The organism is Leucobacter sp. wl10, assembly GCF_003569785.1.
GTDB lineage: Bacteria > Actinomycetota > Actinomycetes > Actinomycetales > Microbacteriaceae > Leucobacter.
Map to the genome: position 1 here is coordinate 75,649 of NZ_KZ983991.1, position 12,914 is coordinate 88,562.

The following is a 12,914-nucleotide window of genomic DNA, read 5'->3' on the forward strand; positions in this document are numbered from 1 at the left end:
TGCCGGGAGACCAGCTTACCGGTGCTGCTCGGCGAGCCACCGTCGGCGGTCGCGGTCGATCTGCGCGCCCCTGACCATGCAGTAGATCCAGAGCGCACTGAAGAGCAGACCCACGATGAGCGCGGCGGGGAGCAGGATGGCGGTGGCCAGCATGAGCGCGTGCACGATCCAACCGATGACGATGCCGGCCCGGCCCGCCCGCATGGCGGCGAGGCCCGCGATGATGACGACCGCGAGACCGCCGCCGATGGCGAGGCCGAGCTCGCGCGGTTCGAGAACGCTCAGGCCGAACAGGGTGAGGCCGATCAGCACGACGATGATGAGCTCGAAGCCGAGCACGATCGACGCGAGGGCCTTCTGCGTCGACTGCCCGTGACGGCCGGCCCCCGAGATGCGCATCGCCGAGTGGTGCGCCATCCTCTCCGACGGCGAGAGGCGCAGTTCGGGCTCGCCGTCGCGCTCGGGGGCGGGGCTCACGCGCTCCCCCATCCCTCGGCGCGGGAGTGGGCGATGGCCTCGCCCACCAGCAGCACCGAGCCGACCACCAGGACCGCTCGGCCCTCGGCGCGCGCGGCCCAGGCCCGCGCCTCGTCGAGCGCCTCCGGCAGCGACTCGGCCACCTCGATGGGAGTATCCGGCACGGCCTCCTCAGCCTCGACGCGCAGTTCGCCGGGGTCGAGGCTGCGCGGTGAGTCGACCGGGGTCAGCGTGACGCGGTGCGCGACCGGGGCGAGCGCCTCGAGCATCCCGGCGGCGTCCTTCTCCGCGAGCACCCCGACGACGAGCGCCAGCTCCTCGAAGCTGAAGGACTCGGTCACGGCGCGCACGAGCGCCCGGACGCCGTGCGGATTGTGGGCGGCGTCGACGTAGACGACCGGATCCGTGCCGATGAGCTGCAGGCGCCCCGGGGAGGTGAGCTGCCCGAGGCCCTCGTCGAGCACCTGCTCCGGAACGGGCCTCTCGGAGCCGAAGAACGCCTCGACCGCCGCGATCGCGAGCACCGTGTTCTCGGCCTGATGCCGTCCGAAGAGCGGCACGAAGGCCGGATCGTAGGAGCGGCCGCTGATGCCGACGACGTCGATCTGCCGCCCCCCGACGGCGAACCGGTCCTCGACCAGCCGGAAGTCCCGCCCCTGCACGGCTATGCGGGAGCCGGCGCGCTCGGCCGCCGCCTCGAGCTCGACGAGCGCGGCCGGATCCTGCTCGGCGGTCACGACCGTGCTGCCCGGCTTCACGATGCCGGCCTTGGTGCGCGCGATCGTCTCGATGTCGGGCCCGAGGATCGCGGTGTGGTCGAGGTCGATCGGCGTGAAGACGGCCACGCGCGCGTCGACGATGTTCGTCGCGTCCCACTCGCCGCCCATGCCGACCTCGATCACCGCGACCTCGACGGGCGCGTCGGCGAAGACCGCGTACGCGAGCACCGCGAGCGCCTCGAAGAACGTGATCGGGCCCTGTCCCGACGCCTCGAGCTCGGCGTCGATCACCTCGATCGGCAGGCGGAGCTCGTCCCACGCCGCGGCGAGCACTGCGCCGTCGACGGGCACCCCGTCGATCTGGAAGCGCTCCGTGAAGTCGACGAGGTGCGGGCTCGTGAAGAGGCCTGTGCGCAGCCCGTGCGCCCGCAGCAGCGACTCGATGGCCCGGCTCGTCGAGGTCTTGCCGTTCGTGCCCGCGATCTGGATCACGGGGTACGACAGCTGCGGCGATCCCGCGAGCTCGGCGAGTCGGCGCACGGGCTCGATGCGGGGGCGCGGGCTGGCCTCGCCGACCCTCTCGAGCAGCTCGGCGTAGACCCGCTCGGCGCGGGTCACGACGCTGCTCCGTTCGCCCGGCGAATGCTGATGAAGACGTCGAACCGGTTGGCGTACTTGCCGCCCGGGATCGTCTCGAGGTGCTCGAACGCCCCGTCGAACATGCCCCAGTCGAGACCATCCGAGGCGAGCAGCGCCTCGTCCCTGGCTCCGAGGGAGTAGGCGGTGCTCAGGGTGTCCTCCGCGACGCGCGCGACCTCGAACGCGCTGATGACGTCGCGCAGGTCGTCGGACGATGCGAACCAGAGCTTCAGCTCGATCCGGTCGCTCACGTCGAAGCCGGCGTTCTTGCGCGCCTCCTGCACCGCGCGGATGATGTCGCGGGCGAGTCCCTCGGCCTGGAGCTCGTGCGTGGTCTCCGTGGAGAGCAGCACGAATCCATCCCCCGCGATCAGCGCGAGCGCGGGGCCGCCCTCGGAGCCGTCGCCGACCCGCAGCGTCAGCTCGTACTCGTGCGGCTCGAGCGCGATGCCGCCGGCCACGACGGCGCCGTTCTCCTCGCTCCAGTCGCCCGACTTCGCCGCCTTGATCGCCTGCTGCACCTGCTTGCCGAGACGCGGCCCGGCAGCGCGGGCGTTGACGGCGAGCGAGTGCACGATCCCGTGCTCCTGCGCGCTCGTCTCGGTCTGCCGCACGAGGCGGACCGCCTTCACGTTGAGCTCATCGCGCAGGATGTCCGCGAACGGTTCGAGCGCCTCGGGCCGCTGCGTGACGACCGTCAGCTCGGGCAGCGGCAGGCGCACGCGCAGCCGCCGGGCCTTGCGCAGCGCGAGCGCCTGGGAGGTGATCTGGCGCACCTCGTCCATCGCGGAGACGAGCTCGGGGTCGTCGGGAAACTCGGAGGGATCGGGCCAGTCGCTCAGGTGCACCGAGCGGCCTCCGGTGAGGCCGCGCCACAGCTCCTCCGTGACGAGCGGCGCCAAGGGCGCGGCCACGCGCGAGACGGTCTCGAGCACCGTGTAGAGCGTGTCGAAGGCCTGCCGGTTCTCCGGCCGGCCGTTCGCGCCGGAGGCCCCCTCCCAGAAGCGGTCCCGCGAGCGGCGCACGTACCAGTTGGTGAGCACTTCGGCGTAGGCCCGCAGCGCCTCGGCGGCGGAGGTGGTGTCGAGGCCCTCCAGGTGGGCCTCGACGTCGCGGATCAGCTGTCCGGTCTTGGCGAGGATGTAGCGGTCGAGCGGATCGGACGAGTCGGTGCGACGCTCGGCCTCCAGCCCGTCGGCGTTCGCGTAGAGGCTGAAGAAGTACCAGCTGTTCCAGAGCGGCAGGAGGAACTGCCGCACGCCCTCTCGGATGCCCTCCTCGGTGACGATGAGGTTGCCGCCCCGCACGACGGGCGACGCCATGAGGAACCACCGCATCGCGTCGGAGCCGTCGCGGTCGAACACCTCGTTCACGTCGGGGTAGTTGCGCAGCGACTTCGACATCTTGTTGCCGTCGCTGCCGAGCACGATGCCGTGGCTGATGACGTTTTTGAAGGCCGGGCGGTCGAAGAGCGCGGTCGCGAGCACGTGCTGCACGTAGAACCATCCGCGCGTCTGCCCGATGTACTCCACGATGAAGTCGGCCGGCTGGTGCGTGTCGAACCACTCCCGGTTCTCGAACGGGTAGTGCGCCTGCGCGAACGGCATCGACCCCGAGTCGAACCACACGTCCATGACGTCCTCGATGCGCCGCATGGTGGAGCGGCCCGTCGGGTCGTCGGGGTTGGGGCGGGTCAGGGCGTCGATGTACGGGCGGTGCAGGTCGACCTCGCCCGACTCGCCCAGCGGCAGCTCGCCGAAGTCGGCCTCGAGCTCGGCCAGCGAGCCGTAGACGTCGACGCGCGGGTGCTCGGGATCGTCGCTCTTCCAGACGGGGATGGGCGAGCCCCAGTAGCGGTTGCGGCTGATCGACCAGTCGCGCGCGCCCTCGAGCCACTTGCCGAACTGGCCGTGCTTCACGTTCTCGGGCACCCACCTGATCTGCTCGTTGACCTCGAGCATGCGCTGCTTGATCTCCGCGACGCGCACGAACCAGCTGGAGACCGCCTTGTAGATGAGCGGGTTGCGGCAGCGCCAGCAGTGGGGGTACGAGTGCTCGTAGCTCGCCTCGCGCAGCAGGCGCCCGCGCTGCCGGAGCAGGCGGATCAGAGGCCGGTTGGCGTCCATCCAGAGTTCGCCGGCCACGTCCGAGACGGCCGCGACGAAGCGCCCCCCGTCGTCGAGGCTGACGATGGTGGGCATGCCCGCGGCGCTGGTGAGCCGGTGGTCGTCCTCGCCGAAGGCCGGCGACTGGTGCACGATGCCGGTGCCGTCCGTGGTGGTCACGTAGTCGTCGACGAGGATGCGCCAGCAGCGCTCCGTGCCCCACTCCCCGGCGTCGGCGAAGTAGTCGAAGAGCCGCTCGTAGCCCACGTCGGCGAGCTCGGCGCCCGCGACGGTGCGCTCGACGGCGGCCGCGGCCGTCTCGGCCGAGTCGTAGCCCAGGTCCTTCGCGTGCGCGGCGACGAGGTCGTCCGCGAGCAGGTACCGCGTCGCTCCGGCTTCTCCTCCGTCGGCCGCGTCCGCCGGCCCGGCCGGCACGACGGCGTAGGCGATCCCGGGCCCGACCGCCAGCGCCGCGTTCGTGGGCAGGGTCCACGGCGTCGTCGTCCACGCGAGGGCGCGCACGCCCTCGATGCCGAGCTCGGCGGCGCGCGGCCCGGTGAGGGGAAAGGTCACGGTGACCGATGGGTCCTGGCGCATCTGGTAGACGTCGTCGTCCATGCGCAGCTCGTGGTTCGAGAGCGGCGTCTCGTCGCGCCAGCAGTACGGCAGGATGCGGGATCCCTCGTAGGCGAGACCCCGGTCGTAGAGCTGCTTGAACGCCCAGATGACGCTCTCCATGTACGAGAGGTCGAGCGTCTTGTAGCCGTTCTCGAAGTCGACCCAGCGCGCCTGGCGGGTGACGTAGTCCTGCCACTCCCGCGTGTACTGCAGCACCGAAGTGCGCGCCTTCTCGTTGAAGGCCGCGACGCCCATCTGCTCGATCTCGCTCTTCTCGGTGATGCCGAGCTGCTTCATCGCCTCGAGCTCCGCCGGAAGGCCGTGGGTGTCCCAGCCGAACCGGCGCTCGACCTTGCGGCCGCGCATCGTCTGGAACCGGGGGAACACGTCCTTCGCATAGCCCGTGAGCAGGTGGCCGTAGTGCGGCAGCCCGTTCGCGAACGGCGGTCCGTCGTTGAAGACCCACTCCGGCGCGCCCTCGCGGCGGCGGATCGACTCCCGGAAGGTGTCGTCGCTCCTCCAGAAGTCGAGCACTCGCCGCTCGATCTCCGGGAAGCTCGGAGCCGGGCTGACGCCCCCGGCCAGAACCCGGTGGCTCGGGGCGGCTGAGGCGTCCGGCGTGTGCTGCTGGGGGTAGGGCATGGGATCCTTCTCGATTCCGGCTGCTGACGTGTCACGATCCATGATGCCGACGACCTCCGACATTCGCGGCCGTCGACGGTTTCGCTCTCGCGCCGGGACGAGCTCCGGGATCAGGGATCCCGTTCCCCGCGGTACCACCCCGCTTGCCGCGCACGCCGCCTCGAGGCGCCGCGCGCGACCTCTTCGTTCGGCTGTAACGGGCCGTACCCGTCCGGTTCTAGTGGGCGGCGGATCCGGACCTCCGAACGAGGACGGACCGACGCTGTTCTTCCGAAGACTCCCCGGTGATGGCCGGATCGCAGTCGCTGGTCGCCAGTTTACACGGACTCACGGGAAACACCTGTCGGGTAACGACTGGGTAACGATGGCAGATCGAGGAAATTCCAGGTCAGGGCGAGATAACCCCGCCACGAGCGCCGCAGACCGGGCGATCTCGCTTTGCAGTGCGATCGAGAGGGTTGTTAGCGTCGAAGGCAGCGTCGAGCGCGAGATCCGTGCCGCTCCCCGCGTCCGTATCGGAACGAGTACGCCGAGAGCCGGCGGCCGAAGCGGGTGCGTCGGGGGCAGGCGGCCGGCCCCGCCCCGCAACACGTGTCAGGCCTGGTGAGAGGCCGCGCGGTCAGAGGTGCGCCGAAACGGAGGCGCCCCGGCCGTCTATTCGGCGTGTCCGCCCGCTCGCGGAGCCGCGCCCGAGGAGTTGAGAGATGAGCACACCCCCGTCCGCCCCTGCCGAACCGGTCGGCGCCGCGCCCCCCGCGCTCGCGGTGAGCCGCGCCTACAAGGTCTTCGGCCGCCGCCCGAAGGAGGCCGTCAGGCGCCTCCGCGCCGGAGAGGAGCGCGAGTCCCTGCGCGCCGTCGGAACGGCGGCCGTCATCGACGCGAGCTTCGACGTGCATCCCGGCGAGATCTTCGTCGTGATGGGCCTGAGCGGCTCGGGCAAGTCGACGCTCATCCGCATGCTCAACGGGCTGAACGACACCACGGACGGCTCGATCCGCGTCTTCGGCACCGAGGTCGTCGGACTGGGCGCGGCGGAACTGCGCGCGCTTCGCCGCGACCGGATGTCGATGGTGTTCCAGCACTTCGCGCTGCTCCCCCACCGCACCGTGCTCGACAACGTCGCCTACGGGCTCGAGATCCAGGGCGTCGCGCCCGGGGAGCGTCGCGAGCGGGCTCGGCACTGGCTGGAGCGCGTGGGGCTGAGCGGCTGGGAGGACCGTCTGCCCGGCGAGCTCTCCGGCGGCATGCAGCAGCGCGTCGGCATCGCGCGGGCGTTCGCCGCCGACACCGACATCCTGCTCATGGACGAGGCCTTCTCGGCGCTCGACCCGCTCATCCGGCGAGAGATGCAGGAGCAGCTCGTCGAACTGCAGCAGGAACTGCACAAGACGATCGTGTTCATCACGCACGACCTCAACGAGGCCATGTTCCTCGGCGATCGCATCGCCGTGATGCGCGACGGCCGCATCGTGCAGGTCGGCACGCCCAACGACATCCTCACCGATCCGGCCAACGACTACGTGGCCCAGTTCGTGCAGGACGTCGACCGCGCCCGCGTGCTCACCGCCGGCGACGTCATGGAGCCCCCGCTCGCCGTCGTGCCTGCGTCTGCGGGCCCCCGCACCGCCCTGCGCACGATGCGGGACCTGCAGACCTCGGCGTGCTTCGTCACCACCGGCGCACGCAAGCTGCTCGGCGTGGTGCGCGACAAGGACGTGCTGCGCCAGGTGCGCGAGGGCGGCACGGACCTCACCCTCGTGCTGCGGCCGACGCCATCGATCGTCGGGCCCGATCGGTACATCTCCGAGCTCTTCGAGCTCGCCGTGGAGAGTCCGCTACCGGTCGCGGTGCTCGACGAGCAGGATCGCCTCATCGGCGTCGTGCCCCGCATCACCCTGCTCGCGGCACTCGCCGACCTGCCCACGGCGACCACCGAGATCCCCGTCATCGAGCCGACGCCCACCGTGCCGGCCGCGACCATCACGGCGACCCTCGCCGACAGTCGCCCGGGAGACTCCTCCGAAGCGGTGGCCCCGACCGAGGAGGTGCGCTGATGAACGGTGTGCGCATTCCGCTCGGCGACTGGGTCTCAGACGGGCTGGACTGGTTCAAGAACGCCTTCGAATGGCTGCTCGAGTTCGTCACCCTGGTCGTGGGCTGGCTCGTCGAAGGACTCGCCGATCTGCTGGTCTCGATCCCGTTCGCCGCCCTGGTCGCCGTGTTCGCCCTGCTCGGCTGGCTGGTGCGCTCCTGGCAGCTGGCCGTCGGCACCGCGCTGACCATGCTGCTGATCGTGGCTATCGACCAGTGGGAGAACGCGATGCTCACGCTCGCGCTGGTGCTCATCGCGGCGCTGATCGCGGTCGCCATCGCCGTGCCGATCGGCATCCTCGCCGCCCGAAGCGATCGATTCAGCGCCGTCATCAGGCCGGTGCTCGATTTCATGCAGACCATGCCGTCGCTGGTCTACCTGATCCCGGCGGTCGTGTTCTTCAGCGTGGGCTTCGTGCCGGGCGTGTTCGCGACGCTGCTGTTCTCGCTGCCGCCGGGCGTGCGGTTCACCGAACTCGGCATTCGCGGAGTGGACTCCGAGACCGTTGAGGCGGGACAGGCCTTCGGCGCCGCGCCGCGCCGAATCCTGCGGGGCATCCAGCTGCCGCTCGCGATGCCCACGATCATGGCCGGCATCAACCAGGTCATCATGCTGGCGCTGTCGATGGCGGTCGTCGCGGGCATGGCCGGCGCCGACGGCCTCGGCAAGGAGGTCGTGGCGGCGCTCTCCACGCTGGACATCGCGAAGGGCGTCGAGGCGGGCCTGAGCGTTGTGATCCTCGCCGTCTTCCTCGACCGCGTCACCGCCTCGCTGGGCAAGCCCGGATCGCGCGCGTCGTCGCTGCTCGGCGTGCTGCGCCGACGCCGCGGCGCACGGTCCGCTGCCCCGACCGCCCCGGCCTTATAGCGCGCCGCACCCAGCCGAGCGAACGGCGCGAGGAACCCGACCCATCCATTCACCACAGTTAGGAAACGACATGTTCAAGTTCAAGCGCAAGCTCGCCGGAGCGCTCGCCCTCGGAGCGGCCGCAAGCCTCGTCCTCGCGGGCTGCTCGACCGGCGGCGGAGAAGCAAGCGGCGAAGGCGGGGACAAGGGCACGATCACCCTCGGCTTCCTGCCCAGCTGGACCGACGGGCTGAGCACCGCCTACCTGCTTCAGAACCAGCTCGAGAAGATGGGCTACGAGGTCGAGATGCAGGAGTTCACCGAGGCCGCCGTGCTCTACACGGCGCTCGCCAACGGCGACGTCGACGTGTACCCGTCGGCCTGGTCCGAGAAGACCCACGCCACCTACATGAAGAAGTACGGCGAGGATCTCGAGGACCTCGGCGCCTACTACGACAACGCCGTATTGACCATCGCGGTACCCGAGTACATGGACGACGTGAACTCGATCGATGATCTCGCCGGTCAGGCCGACCGCTTCGACGGCGAGATCATCGGCATCGAGCCGAGCGCGGGCCTCACCGAGCAGACCGAGACCGTCATGATGCCCGAGTACGGCCTCGACGGCGAGTACAAGCTCGTCACCTCGTCGACGGCCACGATGCTGGCGACGCTCCAGGAGAAGATCGACAAGAAGCAGGACGTGGTCGTGACGCTGTGGCGTCCGTTCTGGGCCAACGACGCCTTCCCCGTCAAGGACCTCGAGGATCCGAAGGGAGCGATGGGCGAGCCCGAGGCGCTCCACTTCCTCGGCACCGGCGGTTTCACGGAGAAGTTCCCCGATGCCGCGGAGTTCATCGGCGGCATCAAGCTCGACGACCCCTCCTACGGCTCGCTCGAGGGCCTCGTGACCGGGGACGAGTACAAGGACGATCCGGCCGGCGCCGTGAAGGCCTGGGTCGCCGAGAATCCCGACGCCTTCCCCGGGCTCATCGCGAGCTGATCTCCGACGGCCCGTCTTCCTCCCGAGGGAAGACGGGCCGTCTCTCCGTGCGGCATCGCGAGCTCAGAGGCAGCCGCCAGACGATCGTTCCGAACCAGACTCGCACCCACACGGTGAGCACCAGGTGGCCGATGGCGAGCGCGGCGTGCGCCGCGATCCTCGGCGCCCCGGATCAGTCGTCGTCCGGCGCCCAGCTGAGGATGTCGCCCGGCTGGCACTCGAGCACGCGGCAGATCGCGTCGAGTGTGGTGAAGCGCACCGCCTTCGCCCGTCCGTTCTTCAGCACGGAGACGTTGGCCGGGGTGATGCCGATGGCGTCGGCGAGCTCCGCGACGCCCATCTTCTGCTTCGCGAGCTGCACGTCGAGGTCGATCCGGATCGCCATCACACCACCTCCGCCAGCTCTCGCTCGAGCTGCGCGGCCTGCCGCAGCAGCGCCCGCATGACCACGATCACCAGCGCGAGGCCGAGGCAGAGGAGCGTGACGAAAACGCCGCCGACCCCCACGACGGGCGGCACGCCGCCCTGCAGAGCGGAGACCGCGACGGTGGCGGTCAGCGCGAACGCCGCAGCGGCGACCGTGGCGGCCAGCGCCGCGTGCACCCACGAGAAGGCCGACGGGTCGAAGATGCGCGCCGCAGCGGCGAGCGTGGCGAGTCTCCAGACGCAGACGAGGATCGCCTGCGCGCAGAGCACGAAGCCGACGACGCAGACTCCGAGGAGCACGTCGGCTCCCGTCGGGAGTCCCGGATCGCCCGCGAGCCCGAAGAACAGCCCGCCGACCACCAGTACCTGGAGGCCGAGCAGCAGGACCAGCAGTACCGTGATGAGCCCCTGCAGCGTGAGGATCGTGGCGCGATGCATGCTACTCCGATCGTTTATCGATATATACCTATCGAAAAACGATATTACCTCCGACGGCTTCACGCAACTGGGCAGCTGGTCCGCTGGTCCGCTCGCGCTCGAATCGAGGTGCGCCCTTCGGGCGCTATCGTCGCCCGCGGGCGGCAGAAAGGCGCACACGGTTCGCGTGGACACCGGGGCCTCGCGCGAAGGCTCGACCGCGGCAGCGCGATAGACTGGCCGGGTTGACCATCAGGCACCAGCAGCGCCCGCCGGGCGATGCGACCACGCGGTGCCGCCCATATCGAAGACGGAGCCCTGCATGAGCGCGATCCCCGACAAGCACGTCGTCCCCGACAAGCCCCGTCTCGAAGGCCTCGAGGCGAAGTGGGGGCCGGTCTGGGAGGAGCGGGGAACGTACCGCTTCGACCGCGAGGGGGCGACCGCGGGCGACGTCTACAGCATCGACACTCCCCCGCCGACGGCCTCGGGATCGCTGCACGTCGGCCACGTGTTCTCCTACACCCACACCGACACCGTCGCCCGCTACCAGCGCATGCGCGGCCGGCGCGTCTTCTACCCGATGGGCTGGGACGACAACGGCCTGCCCACCGAGCGCCGCGTGCAGAACTACTACGGCGTGCGCTGCGACCCCTCGCTCCCCTACGTCGAGGACTTCGCGCCGCCGCACGAGGGCGGCGACGGCAAGAGCGTCAAAGCGGCGGATCAGCAGCCCATCTCGCGCCGCAACTTCATCGAGCTGTGCGAGCGGCTGACCGTCGAGGACGAGAAGCAGTTCGAGGATCTTTGGCGCACCCTCGGCCTGTCGGTCGACTGGACCCAGACCTACCGCACCATCGGCGCGGAGTCGCTGCGGGCCTCGCAGCTCGCCTTCATCCGCAACGTGCGGCGCGGCGAGGCCTACCAGGCGCAGGCGCCGACCCTCTGGGACGTCACCTTCCGCACCGCGGTGGCGCAGGCCGAGCTCGAGGACCGCGAGCAGCCCAGCGCCTACCACGCCCTCGCGTTCCACAAGAGCGACGGCTCGGGCGACCTCCTCATCGACACCACCCGCCCCGAGCTGCTCGCGGCCTGCGTGGCGCTCGTCGCGCACCCCGACGACGAGCGATACCGGCCGCTCTTCGGAACGACCGTGCGCACGCCCCTCTTCGACGTCGAGGTGCCGATCGTGGCCCACCACCTCGCGCAGCAGGACAAGGGCACCGGCATCGCCATGATCTGCACCTTCGGCGACGTCACCGACGTGGTCTGGTGGCGCGAGCTCGGTCTTCCCAACCGCGCGATCCTCGGCTTCGACGGCCGCGTCATCGCCGAGGCCCCGGAGGCCATCACGAGCGAGCGCGGGCGCGAGGCGTACGCGCGGATCGCCGGCAAGACCGTGTTCAGCGCCAAGGCCGCCGTCGTGGAGGCGCTGCAGGCCTCGGGCGAGCTCGTCGGCGAGATCCGCAAAATGAGCCACCCGGTCAAGTTCTTCGAGAAGGGCGACCGGCCGCTCGAGATCGTGTCGACGCGCCAGTGGTACGTCAAGAACGGCGCGCGCGACGAGGATCTGCGCGAGCGGCTGCTCGCGCACGGCCGCGAGCTCGACTGGCACCCCGACTTCATGCGGGTGCGCTACGAGAACTGGGTCGAGGGGCTCTCCGGCGACTGGCTCATCTCGCGCCAGCGCTTCTTCGGCGTGCCGATCCCTGTCTGGTACCCGCTCGACGCCGAGGGCAACCCGGTGTTCGACCAGCCGATCCTCGCCTCCGAGAATCAGCTGCCCGTCGACCCCTCGAGCGATCTCCCCGAGGGCTACACCGAGGAGCAGCGGGGCGTCCCGGGCGGATTCCAGGGCGAGGTCGACGTGATGGACACCTGGGCGACATCGTCGCTCACCCCGCAGCTCGCGGGCGGCTGGGAGCGCGATCCCGAGCTCTTCGACCTCGTGTACCCCTACAGCCTGCGCCCCCAGGGGCAGGACATCATCCGCACCTGGCTGTTCTCGACGCTGCTGCGCTCGGAGCTCGAGGCGGGACGGTTGCCGTGGAAGAGCGCGGGCATCTCGGGCTGGATCCTCGACCCAGACCGCAAGAAGATGTCGAAGTCGAAGGGCAACGTCGTGACGCCGGCCGGCCTGCTCGAGCAGCACGGCTCGGACGCGGTGCGCTACTGGGCGGCCTCGGCCAAGCTCGGCACCGACGCGGCCTTCGACCCGCAGAACCCGACGCAGATCAAGATCGGCCGCCGCCTCGCCATCAAGCTGTTGAACGCGGCCAAGTTCGCGCTCTCGTTCGACGCTTCGGGCGCCGGCGGCGTCACCGAGGCGCTCGACCGCTCGATGATCGCGAACCTCGCGATGGTGGTCGACAGCGCGACGCGAGCCTTCGAGCAGTACGACCACGCGCGGGCGCTCGAAACCACCGAGTCGTTCTTCTGGACCTTCTGCGACGACTACCTGGAGCTCGTCAAGGAGCGCGCACACGCGGGCAGCGGCGCCTCCCGGGCGTCGGCCGTGACCGCGCTGCGCACCGCACTCTCGACGTTCGTCCGCCTGTTCGCCCCGTTCCTCCCGTTCGCCGCCGAGGAGGTGTGGTCGTGGTTCGACGAGGGGTCGGTGCACCTGGCCGCGTGGCCCGAGGCCTCGGAGATCTCCGAGCTCGCCGGCGACGACGCCGACCCCGAACTGCTCGGGCTCGTCGGGCGCGCGCTCATCGGCATCCGCGGCGCGAAGACCGAGGCCAAGGCGTCCCAGCGCACCCCGGTCGAGCTCGCGATCGTGCGCGCCCCGGCGGCCGATCGGGATCGCCTGGCGCTGGCGGCCGAAGACCTCGCCGCGACCGGGCGCATCTCCGAGCTGCGCATCGAGGCGGCCGAGATCGAGTCGGTCGCGGTCGCCGAGATCCGCCTCGAGCGGGCGGAGGCGTAGC

9 protein-coding genes are annotated in these 12,914 nt (G+C 70.4%); 4 read left to right on the forward strand and 5 right to left on the reverse strand.

The genetic code is table 11. The features are described from left to right. Window positions 1-15: 15 nt before the first annotated feature. From D1J51_RS06515 to ileS, 3 genes are read right to left on the reverse strand one after another with little or no spacing between them, the layout of a single operon-like run. Window positions 16-477 carry a DUF4233 domain-containing protein gene (locus tag D1J51_RS06515; protein ID WP_240422986.1) on the reverse strand — a complete coding sequence of 154 codons (462 nt, stop codon included), beginning with the start codon at window positions 475-477 and terminating at the stop codon, window positions 16-18. Then, a complete protein-coding gene (locus D1J51_RS06520) occupies window positions 474-1,814 on the reverse strand; it encodes a bifunctional folylpolyglutamate synthase/dihydrofolate synthase (RefSeq protein WP_119074380.1) in 1,341 nt (446 codons plus the stop codon). The genes D1J51_RS06515 and D1J51_RS06520 overlap by 4 nt, the downstream gene beginning before the upstream one ends. Then, on the reverse strand, window positions 1,811-5,200 hold the full coding sequence (gene ileS / locus D1J51_RS06525; protein ID WP_119074494.1) for an isoleucine--tRNA ligase: 3,390 nt from the start codon (window positions 5,198-5,200) through the stop codon (window positions 1,811-1,813). The genes D1J51_RS06520 and ileS overlap by 4 nt, the downstream gene beginning before the upstream one ends. Window positions 5,201-5,904: 704 nt before the next feature. Between ileS and D1J51_RS06530 the strand changes: the two genes are divergently transcribed. The 3 genes from D1J51_RS06530 to D1J51_RS06540 all read left to right on the forward strand — a co-directional run bounded on the left by D1J51_RS06530 (window position 5,905) and on the right by D1J51_RS06540 (window position 9,141). Continuing rightward, on the forward strand, window positions 5,905-7,254 hold the full coding sequence (locus tag D1J51_RS06530) for a quaternary amine ABC transporter ATP-binding protein (RefSeq protein WP_119074381.1): 1,350 nt from the start codon (window positions 5,905-5,907) through the stop codon (window positions 7,252-7,254). Then, on the forward strand, window positions 7,254-8,159 hold the full coding sequence (locus D1J51_RS06535) for an ABC transporter permease (RefSeq protein WP_119074382.1): 906 nt from the start codon (window positions 7,254-7,256) through the stop codon (window positions 8,157-8,159). The genes D1J51_RS06530 and D1J51_RS06535 overlap by 1 nt, the downstream gene beginning before the upstream one ends. Before the next feature lie 70 nt (window positions 8,160-8,229). Further along, the gene (locus D1J51_RS06540; protein WP_119074383.1) at window positions 8,230-9,141 is read left to right on the forward strand and encodes a glycine betaine ABC transporter substrate-binding protein; all 912 of its coding nucleotides are present in this window, start codon (window positions 8,230-8,232) and stop codon (window positions 9,139-9,141) included. A gap of 172 nt (window positions 9,142-9,313) precedes the next feature. On the opposite strand, the gene D1J51_RS06545 is transcribed toward D1J51_RS06540, so the two are convergent. Beyond that, a complete protein-coding gene (locus D1J51_RS06545; protein WP_119074384.1) occupies window positions 9,314-9,526 on the reverse strand; it encodes a helix-turn-helix domain-containing protein in 213 nt (70 codons plus the stop codon). Then, window positions 9,526-10,005: a DUF2975 domain-containing protein gene (locus D1J51_RS06550; RefSeq protein ID WP_119074385.1), complete on the reverse strand. Its 480-nt coding sequence runs from the start codon at window positions 10,003-10,005 to the stop codon at window positions 9,526-9,528. The genes D1J51_RS06545 and D1J51_RS06550 overlap by 1 nt, the downstream gene beginning before the upstream one ends. Window positions 10,006-10,306: 301 nt before the next feature. On the opposite strand from D1J51_RS06550, the gene valS reads away from it, so the two are divergent. Further along, window positions 10,307-12,913, forward strand: a complete 2,607-nt coding sequence (valS, locus tag D1J51_RS06555) for a valine--tRNA ligase (RefSeq protein ID WP_119074386.1) — start codon at window positions 10,307-10,309, stop codon at window positions 12,911-12,913. Window position 12,914 lies beyond the last annotated feature (1 nt).

Bases quoted from the DNA above. Each gene is read 5' to 3' on its own strand.
- ileS (WP_119074494.1), bottom strand. From the start codon at position 5,200: ATGCCCTACCCCCAGCAGCACACGCCGGACGCCTCAGCCGCCCCGAGC.
- D1J51_RS06530 (WP_119074381.1), top strand. From the start codon at position 5,905: ATGAGCACACCCCCGTCCGCCCCTGCCGAACCGGTCGGCGCCGCGCCC.
- D1J51_RS06535 (WP_119074382.1), top strand. From the start codon at position 7,254: ATGAACGGTGTGCGCATTCCGCTCGGCGACTGGGTCTCAGACGGGCTG.
- D1J51_RS06540 (WP_119074383.1), top strand. From the start codon at position 8,230: ATGTTCAAGTTCAAGCGCAAGCTCGCCGGAGCGCTCGCCCTCGGAGCG.
- D1J51_RS06545 (WP_119074384.1), bottom strand. From the start codon at position 9,526: ATGGCGATCCGGATCGACCTCGACGTGCAGCTCGCGAAGCAGAAGATG.
- D1J51_RS06550 (WP_119074385.1), bottom strand. From the start codon at position 10,005: ATGCATCGCGCCACGATCCTCACGCTGCAGGGGCTCATCACGGTACTG.
- valS (WP_119074386.1), top strand. From the start codon at position 10,307: ATGAGCGCGATCCCCGACAAGCACGTCGTCCCCGACAAGCCCCGTCTC.